The 20190-nt window shown below is 63.6% G+C and carries 14 protein-coding genes; 3 read left to right on the forward strand and 11 right to left on the reverse strand.

Annotated elements, in window-relative coordinates:
* Positions 1–30: 30 nt before the first annotated feature.
* The 7 genes from M2341_RS13905 to M2341_RS13935 all read right to left on the reverse strand — a co-directional run bounded on the left by M2341_RS13905 (position 31) and on the right by M2341_RS13935 (position 11782).
* Positions 31–1317, reverse strand: a complete 1287-nt coding sequence (locus M2341_RS13905) for a porin family protein (protein WP_264585634.1) — start codon at positions 1315–1317, stop codon at positions 31–33.
* Between the two features lie 99 nt (positions 1318–1416).
* Positions 1417–2502 carry a transferrin-binding protein-like solute binding protein gene (locus tag M2341_RS13910; RefSeq protein ID WP_264585635.1) on the reverse strand — a complete coding sequence of 362 codons (1086 nt, stop codon included), beginning with the start codon at positions 2500–2502 and terminating at the stop codon, positions 1417–1419.
* A gap of 183 nt (positions 2503–2685) precedes the next feature.
* Positions 2686–4269: an alkyl hydroperoxide reductase subunit F gene (ahpF, locus tag M2341_RS13915; RefSeq protein ID WP_264585636.1), complete on the reverse strand. Its 1584-nt coding sequence runs from the start codon at positions 4267–4269 to the stop codon at positions 2686–2688.
* A 168-nt stretch (positions 4270–4437) separates the two neighbouring features.
* Positions 4438–5001: an alkyl hydroperoxide reductase subunit C gene (ahpC, locus tag M2341_RS13920; protein WP_181560465.1), complete on the reverse strand. Its 564-nt coding sequence runs from the start codon at positions 4999–5001 to the stop codon at positions 4438–4440.
* A gap of 253 nt (positions 5002–5254) precedes the next feature.
* A complete protein-coding gene (locus tag M2341_RS13925; RefSeq protein WP_264585637.1) occupies positions 5255–6265 on the reverse strand; it encodes an alpha/beta hydrolase in 1011 nt (336 codons plus the stop codon).
* A 120-nt stretch (positions 6266–6385) separates the two neighbouring features.
* A complete protein-coding gene (locus M2341_RS13930; RefSeq protein WP_264573474.1) occupies positions 6386–8527 on the reverse strand; it encodes a PQQ-dependent dehydrogenase, methanol/ethanol family in 2142 nt (713 codons plus the stop codon).
* A gap of 114 nt (positions 8528–8641) precedes the next feature.
* Positions 8642–11782, reverse strand: a complete 3141-nt coding sequence (locus M2341_RS13935; protein WP_319801057.1) for a TonB-dependent receptor domain-containing protein — start codon at positions 11780–11782, stop codon at positions 8642–8644.
* Positions 11783–12251: 469 nt separating this feature from the next.
* Here M2341_RS13935 and M2341_RS13945 point away from each other — a divergent pair, with 469 nt between their 5' ends.
* The 3 genes from M2341_RS13945 to M2341_RS13955 all read left to right on the forward strand — a co-directional run bounded on the left by M2341_RS13945 (position 12252) and on the right by M2341_RS13955 (position 15589).
* Complete coding sequence (locus M2341_RS13945) at positions 12252–12725, forward strand: Fur family transcriptional regulator (RefSeq protein WP_264571155.1); 474 nt, start codon at positions 12252–12254, stop codon at positions 12723–12725.
* A 132-nt stretch (positions 12726–12857) separates the two neighbouring features.
* The gene (gene dxs / locus M2341_RS13950; RefSeq protein ID WP_264585638.1) at positions 12858–14786 is read left to right on the forward strand and encodes a 1-deoxy-D-xylulose-5-phosphate synthase; all 1929 of its coding nucleotides are present in this window, start codon (positions 12858–12860) and stop codon (positions 14784–14786) included.
* Positions 14783–15589: a DUF72 domain-containing protein gene (locus M2341_RS13955; RefSeq protein WP_264585639.1), complete on the forward strand. Its 807-nt coding sequence runs from the start codon at positions 14783–14785 to the stop codon at positions 15587–15589. Before dxs ends, M2341_RS13955 begins: the two co-directional genes overlap by 4 nt.
* A gap of 9 nt (positions 15590–15598) precedes the next feature.
* Here M2341_RS13955 and M2341_RS13960 read toward each other — a convergent pair whose 3' ends face one another.
* From M2341_RS13960 to ileS, 4 genes are all read right to left on the reverse strand, one after another.
* Positions 15599–16072 carry a pyridoxamine 5'-phosphate oxidase family protein gene (locus M2341_RS13960; RefSeq protein WP_264585640.1) on the reverse strand — a complete coding sequence of 158 codons (474 nt, stop codon included), beginning with the start codon at positions 16070–16072 and terminating at the stop codon, positions 15599–15601.
* Between the two features lie 99 nt (positions 16073–16171).
* Positions 16172–16588 carry a DUF3035 domain-containing protein gene (locus M2341_RS13965; protein ID WP_181560472.1) on the reverse strand — a complete coding sequence of 139 codons (417 nt, stop codon included), beginning with the start codon at positions 16586–16588 and terminating at the stop codon, positions 16172–16174.
* 1 nt (position 16589) lies between these two features.
* Positions 16590–17108, reverse strand: coding sequence for a signal peptidase II (lspA, locus tag M2341_RS13970; protein WP_264585641.1), 519 nt, complete (start codon positions 17106–17108; stop codon positions 16590–16592).
* The gene (gene ileS / locus M2341_RS13975) at positions 17105–20149 is read right to left on the reverse strand and encodes an isoleucine--tRNA ligase (RefSeq protein WP_264585642.1); all 3045 of its coding nucleotides are present in this window, start codon (positions 20147–20149) and stop codon (positions 17105–17107) included. Before ileS ends, lspA begins: the two co-directional genes overlap by 4 nt.
* Positions 20150–20190: the final 41 nt, after the last annotated feature.

A 20190-nucleotide genomic window follows, 5' to 3' on the forward strand; every position in this document is an offset into this window, starting at 1 on the left:
ACGCGGACGTTACGGCGCGCGCCTATCCGGTCAGAAAATCGTCGTCACACCGATGTCGAAGCGCGTACGGCGGTAGGCGTAGAGCGCGATATTGCTCTCGTTGATCGTATGCGAGACGCCCACGCGCGGCACGAACCGGCCAAGCGTCACCTTGCGATTGAGCGCGCTCACCCCAAGACTGTAGCTCGTGTCGCTCCGCGCCGCGCCGAACGCGGCAAACACGCCATCGAAGCGGCTGTAGGAAAAGCCGGGCTGCAGCGAGAGCGAGAAGCCCATCGGCAATTCGCGCGCGTAGATCGCGCCCGCCGTGTAGGAGGTCTGCGCGAAGGCGCGGTTGGCCGCGTCGTGACGATTGATGCCGACGCGCAGATTGCCGAGGCTCTGTTTGTCTAGCGAGCGCGTGACGCCCAGCGACAGGCCGAGCAGCGCCCCATTTAGATGCGTGGCGCCCTCATGGCGCAGGTCGCTCGCGCTGGCTTGCAGGCTGATCGCCGTGCGGGTGCCCGGATAGTAAGCGACATCCGCCTGACCGCCGAGCATCCGGCTATAGGGCTGCCCCCCATACCAGCGGCGGGAGGCCGTGCCGGCGGTGGCCAGCGCGAACCGGCCCAGCGTCACGCGCGGGCCGAGATAGGCGCTCAGCACCATGTCGTCGAACTGCTGCCCCTGATAATCGCGCCGCGAGAGGAATGCGCCAAATCGCTGCCGAACCCGCGCGGACAGACGTGGCGCCCACTCCGCGCCGATCTGCCCATAGACCCCCACCCCGCTCGACCGGCGGGCTGCTTCCGACAGGTCAAACGGCAGGCCGTAGAGCTCGATCGTTTCCGCCGCCGTCGCCGCATTGATGTTGGTATCCGGCGCGAGCGCGAAGGAGGCGCTGAACGACCAGGATCGCATCTCGCGAATGGACTTGAGGTAGCGATCGACATTGGCGGAGACGATCGCGGGCAGATTGGCCGCGCCGGCCAGACGGAACTGCCGCTCGGCATTGGCATAATCCCGGGCGACATAATAAGCGCGCGCCAGCTCCAGCCGCACGCGCACCGCCTGCGGCTGATCTGCCAGTAAATGTCGGAACTGCCGGATCGCCTCGCGCGTCCGCCCCGCTTCCATCAGCGCCATGCCGAGGCGAAACCGCAGCTCGGGATTGGCCGGATTACGCGCGAGCCGTTCGGCATAGGCCTCTGCCGACACCGACACGACCGCCGCTGGCGCTGCCGCTTCCGGCGCGCTGCTGGCCGCCGCATCGGGATGCGCGGCGATGGCCGTTGGTGTCCCGGCCATCGCCATCGCCCCCACCTGGGACATCAGCATGAATGCTCCCACTGCAGACATGTGCTGCCGTCCCATTCGATCCGCTGCCCCCACCACGCCCTCGGCGCCCCACGCGCGGGCAGCGGATCGCCCCTCGGGTTACTGCTTGATTCCGGCGATCGTGCCGAGCGCCGTGTTCGTGCCGTCAGAGAGCGACCAGATCGCGCCAATCTCATCGGCTGCCGGCCCGTAGAAGCTGCCGCCGATCGTGCCGACCGCGCCGCTCTGCAGGGATGCCGCACCGCTCGGTGCGCTCGTCACCGCCGTGGTGCCCGAGAAGTCATTGCCGGAGAGCGAAGCCGTGAACGAGGCATCGTTCCACGCCGCCTGCTGCCAGTTGCCGTTCTTCTCGTAGCCAACCTGCATGTTGGACGTGGTGCCGGTCAGGCTGTTGGCGGCAAAGTTGACGCTGATCGCGGCATTGCCTTCCAGCTCACCGACATTGCGGGCACTGCCATCGACAAAGCTGACATAGCCCTCCACCTCGCCGGCATAGGTGGCGGTGCCGCTCGTCGGCATGCCGGCGCTCGGCGTTTCGTACCCGCCGATCAGCGGCGCATAAGTTCCAAGCTGGCCGTTCTGTCCAAAGACCGCCCATTCGCCGAAGCGCAGATAGCTCAGATCGCCATTATCCAGCTCGCCATCGAGCACGACCTCCAGCTTGCGACCGTTGGAGAGGTTGGCCGAGTAGCAATCGTCGCAATCCTCGACGAGGGCCACATTGGTGATCCCGGCCGCGGGGACATTGACGGTGAACTTCAAGCCCGATGAGTCCCGGCTGATCGTGACGCCATTGGCGTTGGCAGTCGCCGCGGCGGTGGGATTCCCCTGTGCGTCGAAATTCACCGCAAGCTGGCTGAGCGGAAAGCTAATCGTTCCCGACGTCTGGGTATCGAACGAGGCGCCATTGGTGGCCTGCACGGCCGGCGTCGCGTTGCTGCCCGGCCCGGCGACGATGTTGGCGATCGGCCCCGCAGCAGGCGTGGGAGTCGGCGTGGGGGTTGGCGTCGGGGTCGGCGTGGGTGTCGGTGATGGCGTGGGTGTCGGCGCAGGCGTGGGCGTGGGGGCAGGCGTGGGCGTCGGCGTCGAGTTCACGCCTTCGTCTCCGCAGGCAGACAGGGTGAGTGACAGCGCCGCTGCCGAAGCGAGCAGCAAGGCCCTGGAATAAGTCCGTGAAACTATCATGATGCACCCCCTGGCAAAGACATGGACCGGCTCGGGATTTCATCCGTTCGCCGCTACAGCCTGCGCCTGCCAGAAGGTGATCAACCCGGCATCTCCCAAACGGGATATGCGCGTGCATCCACAAGAAAGGGGCGCCCGGCCCGTGCCGAACGCCCCTTTCCAATCTTAACCGATACGCCGCGCTCAGGCCGCCTTCGCCTGCTCCTCTGCCGGCGCGAGGCGGATCAGATAATCGAAGGCGGAGAGCGCGGCGGTGGAGCCCTGCCCCATCGCGATCACGATCTGCTTGTAGGGCACGGTGGTGCAGTCGCCCGCCGCGAAAATGCCCTGCTGCGAGGTGTGCGCCCGCGCATCGATCTCGATCTCACCGCGATTGCTCAGCGCCACCGCATCGGTGAGGAATTCGGTGTTGGGCACCAGACCGATCTGGACGAAAATGCCTTCCAGCTCGACCAGATGCGATTGGTCGCTGTTGCGGTCGCGATAGGTCAGGCCCACCACCTTTTCGCCATCGCCATGCACCTGCGTCGTCAGGGCGGAGGTCACCACCGTGACATTGGGCAGGCTGTGCAGCTTGCGCTGGAGCACGGCATCGGCGCGCAACTGGCTGTCGAACTCGACCAGCGTGACATGCTTGACGATGCCGGCCAGATCGATTGCCGCTTCCACACCGCTGTTGCCACCACCGATCACCGCCACGCGCTTGCCCTTGAACAGCGGGCCATCGCAGTGCGGGCAATAGGCCACGCCCTTGTTGCGATACTCATCCTCGCCGGGCACGTTCATCGTCCTCCAGCGGGCGCCAGTGGCGAGGATCACCGCCTTGGCCTTGAGGGTCGCGCCGCTCTCCAGCTGCACTTCGGCGAGGCCGCCCGGCGCCTTGGCCGGAACCAGCTTGCTGGCTTTCTGGAGGTTCATGATGTCGACATCATAATCCTTCACATGCTGCTCCAGCGCGGCAGCCAGCTTCGGCCCCTCGGTGTGCGGCACGGAGATGAAGTTCTCGATGCCCATGGTATCCAGCACCTGCCCGCCGAACCGCTCGGCAACCACGCCCGTGCGGATGCCCTTGCGCGCGGCATAGATGGCCGCGGCGGCACCGGCCGGCCCGCCACCGACCACGAGCACGTCGAACGGCTCCTTGGCGGCGATCTTCTCGGCAGCGCGGGCCACGGCACCCGTATCCAGCTTGGCGAGGATTTGCTCGATATCCATGCGTCCGGAGGCGAACGGCTTGCCATTCAGATAGACGCTGGGAACCGCCATCACCTTGCGCTCATCGACTTCCGCCTTGAACAGCGCGCCATCAATGGAGACGTTGCGGATGCGCGGATTGAGCACGCTCATCAGGTTGAGCGCCTGCACCACGTCCGGGCAGTTCTGGCAGGAGAGCGAGAAATAGGTCTCGAACTGATAGTCGCCCTCCAGCGCCTTGACCTGCTCGATGACCTCATCGCTCACCTTGGGCGGGTGGCCGCCGACCTGCAGCAGGGCCAGCACCAGCGAGGTGAACTCGTGCCCGAGCGGAATGCCGGCGAAACGCACGCCGATATCCGTGCCGACCCGGCGAATGAGGAAGCTGGGCTTGCGCGCATCGCCTTCATCGGCCGCAATGGTCACAAGATCGCTCAACCCGGCAATGTCTTCCAGGAGGCCCCGCAGCTCCGACGCCTTGGCGCTATCGTCCAGCGACGGCACCAGCTCGATCGGCTGCTTGATGTTGGCCATATAGGCCTGCAACTGGCTCTTGATATTGGCTTCCAACATGGGATTTCCTTTGAATTTCTCCTGCTTTCAGCAGGGTGGGGTGGTGGCGATGCGCAGCACCGCGCAAAAGCGAAAGGTCGCAGCGTCGCCGCACCACCCTCTGCCCCTCCTCGCATGAAGAGGGGAGAGAACGACGGGATCGCCACGCGACCCCGTCGCGAAGCAGTCTTAGATCTTGCCGACGAGGTCGAGCGAAGGTGCGAGGGTCTTCTCGCCTTCTTCCCACTTGGCGGGGCAGACTTCGCCAGGGTGGCTCGCCCAATATTGCAGCGCCTTGATCTTGCGGAGCAGTTCGGCAGCGTTGCGGCCGACGCCTTCCGGCGTGATCTCGACCAGCTGGATCGTGCCTTCGGGGTCTACGACGAAGGTGCCACGGTCAGCAAGGCCGACGCCTTCGCGCAGGATCTCGAAATTGTTCGAGATGCTGTGGTTCTGGTCGCCCAGCATGTAGTAGCTGATCTTGCCGATGGCCGGCGACGTGTCGTGCCAGGCCTTGTGGCAGAAGTGCGTGTCGGTGGAGACCGAATAGACTTCCACGCCCATGCCCTGGAGCGTCGGGTAGATGTCTGCCAGATCCTCAAGTTCGGTCGGGCAAACGAAGGTGAAGTCAGCCGGGTAGAAGAAGAAGACGGCCCACTTGCCCTTCACGTCCGCCTCAGTCACGTCGACGAACTTGCCTTCCTTGAAGGCCGTGGCGGAAAACGGCTTGATCGGGGTGTTTACGAGACTCATGTCTGCTCCTCTTGGTGAATTGACGCCTTCCACATAGGCATCATTGTTGTTCAGGCAAAATTGATTAATCTCAACGCAAAGATCGATTTTGTCGATCTCTGCGCTGTCGATTGCGCGCCTGTCACACAGTTAGGGAGAAAAAATGTCGGCTAAAGGACAGGCGCGACCATCCAACGCACATCGCACCCTGCCGGTCTCGAACCGGGCAGGGCGTCATGTGGCCAGAGCGGTACCGCGCTAGCCCCTCCCGAGATCAATCCTTGGCGAGATGCTCGGCAAAGAAGGGCAGGACGAAGGCCCGGAAGCGCTCGCGCACGCGATTGCCATGGTCGCCCTCATAGGCTGTATAGCTATGCGCAACGCCCATCCGGTCGAGCAGCTTGGCCATATCGCCATTATCCTTGATCAGCGTGTCCTTGTCCCCCACGTCAATCGCGATGGCCTTGAGGCTCTTGAGCGCCGGCAGATATTGCGGGGCCATGGCGAGCGGCGCATTGGCCGCCCATTGCGCGATGATCTGAGGCTGGACGACGCCCTTTTGCGTGCCAAGGTCGAGATAGAAGGGCGCCTTATCCGGCGCGGGCGACCAGGCCGATGCTGCCGCGAAATCGGCCCGCACGCCAAAGTCGCCTTTGAGTGCTTCATCCATGCTCATCGCTTCGAGGCGCTGGCTGCGCTCTGCATCCACCGGCCGGGCGGAGAGGCAGCAGGCGCTCATCGCGTAGATGCTCGAAAACACGCCGGGATATTTCATGGCGATCCGTAGCGTCCCATAGCCGCCCATTGAGTGGCCGCTCAGGCCGCGCGACTCTTGCTTGGCGAGCGTGCGATAGTGCTTGTCGACATAGGCAACGAGATCCTGCGCAATGAAGCGCTCGAAATTGCCCGTGGTCGGTGAGCTGGAATACATCGAGCCGCCATGGCGGGAGTTGGAATCCGGCACGACCAGAATCGCCTGGCGGTTCTTGGCCTCGGCGGTGTTCAGCGCGTCGGCAAAGCCGATATATTTGTCATAGCCCTCGGCCGATCCCATGAAGCCGTGCAGGAAATAGACGACCGGATAGCGCTTGGTGCTCGTCGCATAATCCTCCGGGAGGAAGACGATCACGTCGCGGTCGGCGCTGTTTCCTTCCAGATTGCCTTCCACCGCCTGCGAGTGGACCTTGATATGCTCCACCTTCACCTCGGCCCGGCTGGCCGTCAGTGGGAGAATCATCAGGGACGCCGCCATCAGGCAGCGGGCAAACAGGGATTTGGGCGGCATCACTCTCTCCTCAACGCGCGACCCGCCCTTGCGGGCGGATCGTTAGACCATAGCGTTAGCAGGAGTTGCACGACCGCCGCCGACCGCGCAACGCATTATGCGGTTGCGCGGTCGGTCTGATCAGCGTGCCTTGGCTTTCTCTTCGGCAAGCAGCGCCTTTGCCTGCTGGTTGAGATAGGCCCGGATGGCCTCGGCTTCCTCGGGCTTGAGATAGGCCGCGAAGCTCGCCATGCCATTCTGCGCCAGCGCGCCGCCGATCACGACCTGCTGCCACAGATCCTTGTCGGCAATCAGCGGCGAGCGCCGCAGGTTCGGGTTGACCGGACCGCCATGGCAGATCTGGCAGAACTGGAAGAAGCCCTTCTGGCCGGTCGCGATCTGCGCCGCCGTGAAGGTCTCGTTGCTCGGCGTCGGCTCGGGCTGCGGGATCGGCGTGTAGGGCGGCAGCTTGCCGCTGCCCTTGATCTTGAACGCCAGCACGAGGCCGTTGGGCATCTTGTTCTTCATGAACGGCGTGCCGCTTGCCATGCCCATCGAGCCGCCATAGCCGGCCATCACGGCAATATATTGCTCTCCATTGACACGATAGGTGATCGGCCCGGCCAGCACGCCGCGATGGGTCTGGAAGGACCATAGCTTCTTGCCATTGTCCGCGCTGAACGCCTCGAAGTCGCCATGCGGCGTGCCCTGGAAGACGAGGTTGCCGGCAGTCGCCAGCGTGCCGCCATTCCACGGCCAGTCGCGCTCGACCTCCCAGCGCGGCTTCTGCGTCACCGGATCATAAGCGACGAGCTTGCCCTTCACCATGGATTCGAGGGCCTTGCGGCGCCCTTCCACGGTATCGGGCAGACCCGGCATCGCCGGCGGATCGAGGAAGGACACTGCCGTATTCCAGCGCCCCTCATGGATCACGAACGGATCGGCATCGCCATAGACCAGCGGATGCTCCATCGCCGGAATGTAGACCAGCCCGGTCTTGGGCGAATAGCTCATCGGCATCCAGGCATGGGCGCCGATGCCCGAGGGGATGACCAGCGCCGGCCCATTGTCATAGCGCACGCCGGGCTTCTCGATCGGCCGTCCGGTCTTGAGATCGATGCCTTCGGCCCAGTTCTGCCGCGCATAAGGCTTGGCGGAGATCAGCTTGCCGTTCGTCCGGTCGATCACATAGAAAAAGGCGTTCTTCGGCGCCTGCATCAGCACCTTGCGGTCACGCCCGTCGATCTTCAGGTCCGCGAGCATGATCTGCTGGGTGGCCGTGTAATCCCAGGTTTCGCCGGGATTGATCTGATAGTGCCACTTATAGGCGCCGGTATCCGGGTCGAGCGCGAGAATGGAGGAGAGGAAGAGATTGTCTCCCTTCCCTGCGCTGCGCCATTTGTGGTTCCAGGGCGAGCCATTGCCGACGCCGATGAGAAGCTGGTTCAGCTCTTGATCGTAGACCACGCTGTCCCACACGGTGCCGCCGCCGCCGAGCTTCCAGTAATTCTCGCCATACCAGGTCGGCCGGGCGAGCTTCTCCAGGATCGCGTCGGACGCGGCACCATCGGGGCCGTCCTTCGGATTGCCGGGCACCGTATAGAAGCGCCAGACGAGCTTGCCGGTGTTTGTATCGTAGGCGGAGACATAGCCGCGCACGCCCAATTCCGCGCCGCTATTGCCGATGATCACCTTGTCGCGCACCACGCGCGGGGCCATGGTGATGGTATAGGGCTTCTTCTGGTCGACCGTGATGGTCTCCCAGACCTTCTGGCCGGTCTTGGCGTCGATGGCGATCAGCCGGCCGTCAATGGTGCCGACGAAAACGCGGCCCTTCCAGACGGCGACGCCGCGGTTCACGACGTCGCAACAGGCATGCGCGGCCTTGGAGCCTTCATTCTCCGGATCGAACTGCCAGAGCTGCTTGCCGGTCGCGGCATCGATGGCGACGACCTTGGACCAGGCGGTAGAGGTGTACATCACGCCATCGACCACGATGGGCGTGCCCTCCTGCCCGCGCGCGGTGTCAAGCTCCAGCGCCCAGGCGAGGCTCAGCTCGCCGATATTGCCGTCATTGATCTGGGTGAGCCGCGAATAGCGCTGCTCATCATAGGTGCGGCCGTAGGTGAGCCAGTTGTCGTCATCCTTGCCGGCCGCTTCGAGCCGCGCCTGATCGATGGCGGCGGGGCCGAGCGACGTTTCGCTCCCCTCGACGCCACTGCACGCCGCAAGAAGCATCGTCAGCACCGCAATCGGCACAGGCCGGATCGACCGCAACACCATAATCCACTCTCCTCTTCGCCCGACCCGCTCCGGCCCCGGCCTTGTCCTGATACAAAGATAAGAGGGGAATGCCCGGCAGGCAGTCCCCTCTTTCCCCCTTTTAGTCCGTCATCCTCAGAATTTGAACGACGCGCCGAGGTAGAAGCGGCGGCCATTCATATCATAGAAGTAGGCGTTGAACGGGCTGGCACCCACGCCATTTCCAAGCGCTGCGCCCGTGTTGTATTCGAGCAGCGGCGGCGCCTTGTCGAACAGATTGTCCACACCCCAGCGCAGCGTCGCGTCCCGCGTCACGGCGAACGAACCGTTCAGGTTGAACAGATCGTAAGCGGGCGCCCCGACAAAAGTGGTGGCGTTGTTGGAGGTGTAGGTGATCGACTTCGCGGCAGGCAGGTGCTGCCACTGTACCCCAACCGTGACAGGCCCGACCGCATAGCTGAACGAGTTCAGCATCTTCCAACGGAAGGAACCGGGATTGAGGCCGTTTTCGGCAATCGCCGCGCTGCCTGCCGGGCCCAGCGTGCCTGCATATTCAACCAATTGTCCGGCCGCACCAGCCGATGCCGGCAACGGCGCCGATTTCAGCGAGAGCAGATAGTTGAATACGGAGTTGATGCTGAACGTGCCTGGCCCCACCGGAACCGACCAGTCGAGTTGGACGTCGATGCCCGAGGTGCGGAAACGTCCGTTGTTCAGGTAGGTGACCTGCACATTGCCCAACGCACCATCGCCGGCCACGCGCCCGATAGCCTGGCAGGCTGCCGTCGCCGCAGCGGCTGTCGGATTGTTGGCGATCGCCGGATTGAAGACCGGATCGAAGCATTGGCGCTGCGCAGTGTCGAGGGTGAGCGGACCAATCGCGTCGTCGACCTTGATGTTATAGTAATCGACCGTCAGCCGCAGACGACGCAGCAACTCGCTGGTCGCAGTGGACCGCAGCACGGCGCCGAGAGTCCAGGTCTTGGCCTTTTCCGGCTGCACAGAAGGGTTGCCAACGAGGGTCGGGAACGCAAAGGCCGGGCCCTGGGCATTGTAGAAAGCCGGGTCCGAGTAGAAAGTGTTAGCCGTGCCCGCAATCGTCTGATCCATCAGGATTCGGCAGACTGCCTGCACATTCGCTGCATTCGAATTCTTCGCAGTATTGGCCGACCATGCTAGGCCGTTATTGAGGCGGCAGACATCGCCGCCACCGGCAGCCGTGAAGGTCTGCTGCGGTGCCAAGAACAATTCGGCGACGTTCGGGGCGCGAACGGCCTTGTTGAAGCCGCCACGAATCGTGAGGAAGTCGGTGACTTCCCAATCGGCCATCGCCTTCCACGTGAAGGCATTGCCTGTCGTGTTGTAGTGCGAGTTACGCGCACCCACGGTCACGTCCAGCTTGCGGATCAGTGGCAGATCGGAAAGCACCGGGACGAGCAACTCGCCGTAGAACTCGTCCACGCGGATGAGCCCCTGCGAGTTGCCGCTCGGGTAGATGCCGATCGCCTGATCCTGGAAGGACGTGCCCTGCGAGGTCAGCGTGTCATTCTGGAACTCATAGCGATTCTGGCGATGGCTCGCGCCGACCGCCGCACGAACCTGACCGGCTGGCAGGTTGAACAGCCCGCCCTGAGCATTCGCTTCAAACACGCTCTGTTGCATGACCGCGCGGTTCTTGAGATCGGCCCGGATCGCGTCGATACAATCCTGCGAAACCTGCGCATTGGGGTCGAACGGATTGAAGCCGCTCGTGCAGGTGGCTGAAGCCGCGCCGAAGCCGCCAAAGGCTGCGTTGCCCTGCGACTTGAAACCGGCGCCCCAGTTCGGTGACTGGATGACAGCGCGGAAGCGGGCGAGCGAGGCCGTGCCCGTGATCAGGGCGTTGGTTTCGGATTCACCTTGGGACGCATAGGCCTCCCAGGTCCAGTCCGTACCGGGGACCTTGCCTTCTATGCCAGCCACCAGATTGTAGGTAAAGACGTCGGTACGCGCTTCACGATTGGCGTAGTTTAGATAGTAGGTTAGCTGCCACGGCGCCGTGGGGTTCCCGCGAGAAGCCAGCACCTGCGCCAGTTCCGTTGGAATTGCCCGTCCGTCCACCGGGATCAGCGCGGACCATCCGTTCACCGAAGGCGAAGGCTGCTGGACCGTGTGAGTCTGAACGCGCGTGAACGTGCCTTGGGCGAAGGCGCCGATCCAGTCGTTGATTTCGTAATTGCCGCGTGCGTAGAGGTTATAGCGGTTGAGCGGCAGAACCAGCAGTTCGTCCTGGAAGTTCTGGCCGAGCGAGCCATCTCCCTGACGCTTCCATTTGAGACCCGTCAGATCGCCTTTGAAGCGCGACGCGCCGCCAGTGGGGCTTTGGAAGAAGCCGGTGAAGGCCGTGCCGTCGTCATTGAAATAAAGCCGGCTTCCGGCCGCCACATTCGGGACTGTTTGTCCTTGAGTGTTGACGGTGGTTCCGAACCAACTGTTGAGCAGTGCCTGATTGGGGTTGTTGCCGCCAATCGGCTGATAACCCGAAAAGTCGGGGAAGAACTCAGTGCCAGTAAAACGGGGGTCTTTCCAGGCATTGCGGAACCAGGGCCGGTCGCGGCGCAGGGCGCTCTCGCGATCGTTCATGGACAGGCCAATGGTGATGTTGCCTCGGCCGTCGTCGAAGTTCGCGCCCATGATCCCGCTGATCGAGAATTCACGGCCGTCGCCCCGCTGGGAGATGCCCATCTGGGTATCGAACTGAAGACCCTGGAAGTTCTTCTTGAGGATGAAGTTGACGACACCGCCAACGGCGTCGGCACCATAGGTCGCCGAAGCACCGCCGGTGATGATCTCGACCCGCTCGATAGCCGCTGCTGGAATCGTATTGATGTCCACCACACCCAAGGCGTTGGCCGGCGTGGCACGACGGCCATCGACCAGCACGAGGTTGCGGTTGGTGCCTAAGTTACGGAGAGAAACGGTTGCCGCACCGGGCGTGCTGGTTGCCGTCGGCTGAATATCGCTGGCAATTGCCGGCGTCTGCACAGGCGTAAACGCGGGAAGTTTGTTCAGGTTGGTCTCAAGCGCGGCGGTCGAGCTGTTCTGGAGCAGTTCCTGCCCCGCTGTGACGATCGGGCTGCTGGCTTCATAGTCGCGTCGAACGATGCGCGAGCCGGTGACCACGATGGATTGCTCGTCAGCGCCATCGGTCTGCTGCGCGATCGCGCCCGATGGCATGGACAGAACCGTCAGTGCCGTCGTGCAAGCCAATGCCGCGCGCACGCAAAACGAGTCCATTTTTACAGACATAGTTCCTCTCCCTTTTCTCAGCCGCCTCCCGACGACTGCACTCCCGCCCACTTTTCGGAGCCCGATTCTGGGTCGTCAGGTCGCTGACACCCACTTGTCGGCACACTCTCGTAGTAAGCTAACTAATAGGCTAGGCGACGATCCGGGACAAACTCAAGCGGATAATATCATCGATAACGCAATCGAACGGAGTGTTGCCAATTAGGCACATTTTTCAGAATTCCTATTTACCCTTCAAAAACAGAGCTTTGCAGATCTTTTCAGTCCGAAAATCGCCGATAAACAAGGAGATGTCGCCGGCCAATAAGTGGATGAAGTCAATTTTCGCAAAAACGCTTTCGGCAGTGCTGTCGGATTTCATGCAAATTCCGGCCCGCGATCCCGCGCAGCCTCCGTCGCGCGCCGCACCCGTTCGCCAAGGCTTGTGGCGTCGGCCAGCAGAGCTTAGATTGTGAGCATGGCCACCGCTGACCATCATATTCACAACCATGCCGAGCCGACGGGCATCAAGCTCTCTGCTGCGGCCCGCGCCACGCTCGAAGCCAAGGGTGAACAGTGGACGGATATGCGCAGCGACATTTTCGATGTGCTCGCGGCCGAGGAAAAGCCGGCCTCTGCCTATGATATCGCAGACAAGGTCTCGCAAAAGCGTGGCAAGCGCGTCGCGCCCAACAGCATCTATCGCATCCTCGACCTGTTCGTGGCGACCAACCTCGCCCAGCGGGTGGAAAGCGCCAATGCCTATATCGCCAACGCTCATCCGGGCTGCCTGCACGACTGCATCTTCCTGGTCTGCAAGGCCTGCGGCGAGGCCACGCATATCGACAATGACAGGCTGACCAGCGAAGTCCGCCGCATTGCCGGAGAAGATGGGTTCGCAACCGAACGTCCCGTCATCGAAGTGCTGGGCACCTGCGCCAAATGCGCCTGACCTGAGGCGCTCATAGGCACTGCGACATAGCGCCCTGCCCCTTAGACCAGTTGCCGCAATATGCGATGAGCGTATCATCACAGGTTGGATGACCGTTCGACAATGGCCGGTTAACGCACTAGATAAGAGCCGATGATGGACCAGCCCGAGACGCCCCTGCTCGATCAGGTGCGCACCCCCGCCGATCTTCGCAAGCTCGCCCCCGAACAACTGCGGCAGTTGGCCGATGAGTTGCGTGCAGAAACGATTTCCGCTGTCGGCACGACCGGCGGCCATCTGGGCTCCGGCTTGGGCGTCGTCGAGCTGACGACCGCCATCCATTATGTGTTCAACACGCCCGACGACAAGCTGGTCTGGGATGTCGGGCATCAATGCTATCCGCACAAGATCCTGACCGACCGGCGCGACCGTATTCGGACGCTGCGCCAGGGCGGTGGCTTGTCCGGCTTCACCAAGCGCTCGGAAAGCGAATATGATCCGTTCGGGGCGGCGCACAGCTCCACCTCGATTAGCGCTGCGCTTGGCTTTGCCATCGCCAACAAGCTGAGCGGCCAGCCCGGCAAGGGCATCGCGGTCATCGGGGATGGCGCCATGTCGGCCGGCATGGCCTATGAGGCGATGAACAATGCGCGCGAGGCCGGCAACCGGCTCGTCGTCATCCTCAACGATAATGACATGTCCATAGCGCCGCCGGTGGGCGGTCTCTCGGCCTATCTGGCGCGGATCGTCTCCAGCCGCGAATTCCTCTCGGTGCGCGAAGCGCTGCGCAAGCTGGCGCGCAAGCTGCCCCGCCCGCTCCACCAGGCCGCCCGCAAGACGGACGAGTTCGCCCGGGGCATGGCGATGGGTGGCACGCTCTTCGAGGAACTGGGCTTCTATTATGTCGGCCCCATCGATGGCCACAATCTCGACCAGCTGATCCCCGTGCTGGAGAATGTGCGCGACATGGCCGATGGGCCAGTGCTCGTCCATGTCGTCACGCAAAAGGGCAAGGGCTACGGCCCTGCCGAGGCGGCCGCGGACAAATATCACGGCGTGCAGAAGTTCAACGTCGTGACCGGCGAACAGGCCAAAGCCCCCGCCGGCCCGCCCAGCTACACCAATGTCTTCGCGCAGGCGCTGATGGCCGAGGCCGAGCGCGACGACAAGATCATCGCGATCACTGCCGCCATGCCCTCGGGCACCGGGCTCGACAAATTCCAGAAGACCTTCCCGAACCGCTGCTTCGACGTCGGCATTGCCGAGCAACATGCGGTGACCTTTGCCGCCGGCCTCGCCGCGCAGGGGATGCGCCCGTTCGCGGCGATCTACTCGACCTTCCTGCAGCGCGCCTATGATCAGGTGGTGCACGATGTCGCGATCCAGAACCTGCCAGTGCGCTTCGCCATCGACCGCGCCGGGCTGGTCGGTGCGGATGGCAGCACCCACGCCGGCAGCTTCGACATCACCTATCTCGCCACTCTGCCCAACATGGTGGTGATGGCGGCAGCCGACGAGGCCGATCTGGTCCACATGGTCCACACCGCCGCCTGCCATGACAGCAGCCCGATCGCGCTGCGTTACCCGCGCGGCAATGGCGTCGGCGTGCCCCTCCCGGCCAAGCCGGAGCGGCTGGAGATCGGCAAGGGCCGCATCGTGCGCGAAGGCAAGCGCGTCGCCATCCTCTCGCTCGGCACGCGGCTCGAGGAAGCGCTCAAGGCCGCCGATGCGCTGGACGCACGCGGCCTCTCCACCACGGTGGCCGACTTGCGCTTTGCCAAGCCGCTCGATGAAGCGCTGATCCGCAAGCTGCTGACCACCCATGATGTGGCGGTGACGGTCGAGGAAGGCAGCATCGGCGGCTTCGGCGCGCATGTGCTGACGCTCGCGAGCGACGAGGGCCTCATCGACGCCGGCCTCAAGCTGCGTACCCTGCGCCTGCCGGACGTGTTCCAGGATCAGGACAAGCCGGAAAAGCAGTATGACGACGCGCGGCTGAATGCGCCGCATATCGTCGAGACGGTGCTGACGGCGCTGCGCCACAACAGCACCGGCATCGAGGAGACCGGAGCGCGGGCGTGACCGCCGGCGCCATCCGCACCGGCATCGGCGGCTGGACCTACGAGCCGTGGCGCGGCACCTTCTACCCGGCCGATCTGCCCAAGGCGAAGGAACTGGACTACGCCGTCAATCATCTCGCGACGATCGAGATCAACGGCACCTTCTACCGCACCCAATCCCCGGCGACCTTCGCCAAATGGCGCGACGCGGCGCCGGACGGGTTCGTCTATGCGGTCAAGGCGCTGCAATATTGCGTGGCGAAGAAGAAGCTCGCCGAGGCTGGCGAATCGATTGGCAAATTCCTGAACTCGGGCCTGTCCGAGCTGAACGACAAGCTCGGGCCGATCCTCTGGCAGTTCCGCCCGACCCGTCAGTTCGATGCCGACGACATGGCCGCCTTTTTCGCCATGCTGCCGAATAAGATCGACGGCGTTCGCACCCGCCACGCCGTCGAGGTGCGTCATCAAAGCTTTGCGTGTGCCGAGTTCGTCGCCCTCGCCCGGCAACATGGCGTCGCCATCGTGATCGCGGATCATGACGAGCACCCGCAGATCGCCGATCTGACCGCCGATTTTGTCTATGCGCGCCTGATGAAGAGTGAGGAGCAGGTCGAGACCGGCTACGCAGCCGCCGATCTCGATCAATGGGCTGCGATCGCCCAATCATGGGCGGCCGGACAGGCGCCAGAAGCGCTGACCTATGTCACGCCGGACAAAGCGCCCGCGCAGCCACGCGATGTCTTCGCCTACTTCATTTCCGGTGCAAAAGAGCGCAATCCCGCAGCGGCCATGGCACTCGCCGAGCGCCTGACCGCGCGGGATTGATCCGACCGATCAGACCGGCATCTGCGCGTGATCGCCGGCTTCCTGCGGATCGATGCGGCTGCCGGTCAGCAGCTTGAGGCGGCCCTTGATGCCAAGATCGGCCGTCCAGATTTCGATGTCGCCAAGGTCCATCCGCAGCACCAGCAGCTTGGGGTCATCGCGGCCATCGAACCAGGCTTCGACAGGATTGCTCCAAAAGCGGTCGATCAGTCCCTCATCGGTTTCCTCGACAAGCTCACCTGATACGCAGGCGAACACATCATGCCCCTTGGACATGAACTGCGCCATGGCCGGGCCGCCGGACGCAAGGCGATTGTCACGCTCGGTAAAGAACCAGACCGCACCGCCATAAGCCGGGCCGAGATCCCTATCCAGGCAGGCGTGCATGGGCAGCGCATGCTCGTCGCTGCCGTTGCGGCGGACCATCAGCACCGGGCTGGCGGCCAGCGCCTTCCAGAAATCATCCTTGATATCGTGAGACATGAGTGACTCTCCTTTCCCCCGCTCAACGAGCCGCTGAGCGGAAAGGTTGCAGCGCTGCCCTTCGGGGCGGCGCCGTCACTCATGCTGATAAGCTGCGCCTTATTGCGCGGACGCAACCACGCGCGCGAACTGGCCGTCACCCTCGGGCGCGGCAATGATGTCCTGCGTGACACGGCCCTTTTCGAGCACTTCCGTCTTGGGGTCGCCAACGACCGAACGGATGCCGACCTCGGCCAGCGAGCGGCCGGCTTCGCGCAGCGCGGAGGTCTCCGCGCCGCTGCGCGCAGCGGTGCCGCCGAACATCGCTTCCAGCGCCTGCTGGTTGAGATTCTGCTGGCTGGCCGCCGTGCCGGGCGCCGGGGGCGAGAGCGAGAAGTCCGGCGGAATGACCAGCGGAGGCTGGCGGGAGACAGCCATTTCGTCCGGCCGGTCACGGTTGAACAGGCTCGTGCCTCCGCAGGCGGACAGCAGGGTCAGGCCGGCGAGCACAACCGGAAGACGATAAGACAGACGCATGTTAACGGGACTCCTTCGCTGCGGTCTTTTCGCGCAGCAGCAGCGCGCGTGCAAGCAGGATGACGACGCCGATACTGATTGCGGCATCGGCAAGGTTGAAAATGAGGAACGGCCGCCATTCGCCAATGTGGAAATCGGCATAGTCGATGACGTAGCCCAGGCGCACCCGGTCGATGATGTTGCCGATGGCGCCGCCCAGCACCAGGCCGAGCGCGAGCGCATCGTCGCGCTCCTTCTCACGCCAGATCCACCAGAGCACGAAGGCGGAGACGGCCATGGTCATGGCAACCAGCGCCCAGCGCATCACATCCGTCTCTGCGTGGAAGAAGCCCATCGAAATGCCGCGATTCTCGGCATAGGTCAGCTTGAAGAACGGGATCAGCTCGATGCCGACGAGGCCGCGCTCGTGCAGTTCCAGCACCTGCGTGACGAAAAATTTGACCAGCTGGTCAAGCGCCGTGACGCCGAGCGCAAGCGCCACCGCCGCCTTGCGCCAGGCCCCGGCAAGCGCCGCGCTCATGCGAGCACCTCCGCGCAACGCCCGCACAGGTCGCCATCCGCGTCCACCTCGGGCAGATGGCGCCAGCAGCGGCCGCATTTATGCTTGTCCGTCGCGGTAATCGCCGGGGCGGCCAGATCGGCATCCTGCGTCACGCTGGCCACGATGCACATCTCCGCAAAATCCACGTCCTCGGGCACATCGGCCATCCGCACATCCGCCGCGAGGCTGGAGCGCACGACCTTCTCGCGCCGGAGCGGTTCAATGGCTTCGTTCACCTGATCGCGCGATGAACGGATCGCCGCCCAGCGCACGCCGAGCGACGGATCGCGCCACAGCCGATCCACCTCTGGCCATTCGAGCAGATGCACGGAGCCATCCTCGCTCGGATAGCGCGCCTGCCAGACTTCCTCGGCCGTGAAGGGGATGATCGGCGCGGCATAGCGCACCAGCGCGTGGAAGAGATGGTCCAGCACCGTGCGGTAAGCGCGGCGCTTGGCCGTCTCCGCGCCCGTCGCCGGGTTCACGTCGCAATAGAGGCAATCCTTGCGGATATCGAAGAAGAAGGCCGAGAGATCGTTGTTGGCGAACTCGTTGAGTGCGCGGGTATAGCGGCCGAACTCCAGCCAGATGTCCCGCTCCTCGCCCTTGTCGACCACCGCGCGCAGCTCCGCGTCCAGCTCGGCGAGGCGATGGAGCATATAGCGCTCCAGCTCCGGCATGGCAGACGTCGCCACCCGATCCGCCTTTTCGAACCCAGCCAGCGCGCCGAGCAGATAGCGGAAGGTGTTGCGCAGCTTGCGATAGGCATCGGATGCACCAGCCAGCACTTCCTTGCCGATGCGCACATCGTCGAAATAATCGGTGGAGGCCGCCCACATGCGCAAGATGTCCGCGCCGCTTTCGTCCATCACCTTGAGCGGGTCGACCGTGTTGCCCAGGCTCTTGGACATCTTGCGCCCCTGCCCATCGAGCGCGAAGCCGTGGGTGAGCACCGCGCCATAAGGCGCATGGCCGCGCGTACCGCAGCTTTCCAGCAGCGAGGACTGGAACCAGCCGCGATGCTGGTCCGAGCCTTCGAGATACAGGTCGGCGCGGGCACCCTCGCCATAGCGCGCCTCGACCACGAAGGCGTGAGTCGAGCCGCTGTCGAACCACACGTCGAGAATGTCGTTGACGACCTCATAGTCCGCCAGCGCATAGTCCGGGCCGAGCAGCGCCTGATGATCCGCGCCGAACCATGCATCCGCCCCGCCCTGCTTGAACGCCTCGACAATGCGGGCATTGACGGCGGGATCGTTGAGATACTGGCCGGTCTGGCGGTTCACATAGAGCGCAATGGGCACGCCCCAGGCGCGCTGGCGCGAGATCACCCAGTCCGGGCGGTCGCTGACCATGGCGTGGATGCGGTTGCGTGAGCGGGCCGGCACCCAGCGCGTCGCCTCGATGGCATCGAGCGCCACTTCGCGCAGCGTCGGGCCGTTGCTGAGCGGCGCAGCGGCGTTGACGCCCAGCGCGATGCCCGCACCAATGCCAGCGAGCGGCGCGATCTCGACGTCGGACGTTGTGCTCGCCTTGTCCATCGGAATGAACCACTGCGGCGTGCAGCGATAGATGATCCGCGCCTTGGAGCGCCAGCTATGCGGGTAGCTATGCTGGAAATCACCGGCGGACAGCAGCGCCCCGGCCTCGCGCAGATCGGTCAGGATGGGGCCATCGGGACCGTTGAACTTCGTATTGATGACACTGCCCTGCCCACCGAGCCACGCCCAGTCGTCACGGTAGCGGCCATCATCGGTGACGGCGAACACGGGATCGATGCCGACCGCCTTGCAGGCAACGAAATCTTCCTCGCCATGATCAGGCGCCATGTGAACGAGGCCGGTGCCGGCATCGGTGGTAACATGATCGGCGGCAATGAACGGGCGGGGACGGTCGAAGAAACCGATCTTGCCACTTCCAGCACCCCCGTCACCCCGGACTTGATCCGGGGTCCAGCTGCCTTCGGCGCCGATTGAAGAGGAAGCGGGATCCCCGCTTTCGCGGGGATGACGAAGGAGATTGGCCATCGGGTGGCGCGCAATGGCACCAGCGAGTTGCGAGCCTTTTCCACGCCAAATTTCATCTGTGCGGTTTATCGGGAGACCTCTAATGGATGCCCGCCCGCCGTCGGGGCCGGTCGCCCTCTTCAGAAAATCAGACCAGCGATCAGGACTCAAAAGGACCTTGACGCTCGTTGAAGCGTCGAAGCCGACATCTACGCAGACATACTCAATATCCTCCCCATAAGCGATCGCCTGGTTCACAGGGATCGTCCAGGGGGTCGTCGTCCAAATCACCGCATAAGCGCCGACCAGCTCCGGCGCATTCGGCGCCTCGACAATCTCGAATGCCAGATCGATCTGCGTCGAGGTGACATCCTCATATTCCACCTCGGCCTCGGCCAGCGCGGTCTTTTCGACCGGAGACCACATCACCGGCTTGGCGCCGCGATAGAGCTGGCCGCTCTCCGCGAACTTCAAAAGCTCGCCGACAATCGCTGCCTCGGCCTCGAACTTCATAGTGAGATAGGGGTCTTCCCAATCGCCCATGATGCCGAGGCGCTTGAACTGCTCCTTCTGGACGCCCACCCACTTGTCCGCATAAGCGCGGCACTGGGCGCGGAATTCCTGCGGGGGAACCTCGTCCTTGTTCAGCTTCTTCTTGCGATATTCCTCCTCGATCTTCCACTCGATGGGGAGACCGTGGCAATCCCAGCCGGGCACATAGGGCGCATCCTTGCCGAGCAGGCTCTGGCTGCGCACGATGATGTCCTTCAACACCTTGTTCATCGCATGGCCCATGTGAATGTCGCCATTCGCATAAGGCGGGCCATCATGGAGGATGAAGCGGGTGCGGCCCTTCCGCTCCGCGCGCAGCTTACCGTAGAGATCCTGCGCCTGCCAGCGCGCGAGAATACCCGGCTCCTTCTGGGCGAGACCGGCCTTCATCGGGAAGTCGGTCTGCGGCAGGAAGACGGTGCTCTTGAAGTCTTCGCTCTTCTGGCTTGGCTGGTCGGTCATGGGCTTCCGGCAATCGCTATGGCGTCCGCATCGGGCGAGGC

The sequence above is a fragment of the Sphingobium sp. B7D2B genome, from assembly GCF_025961895.1.
In the GTDB taxonomy this organism is placed as follows: Bacteria; Pseudomonadota; Alphaproteobacteria; order Sphingomonadales; family Sphingomonadaceae; genus Sphingobium.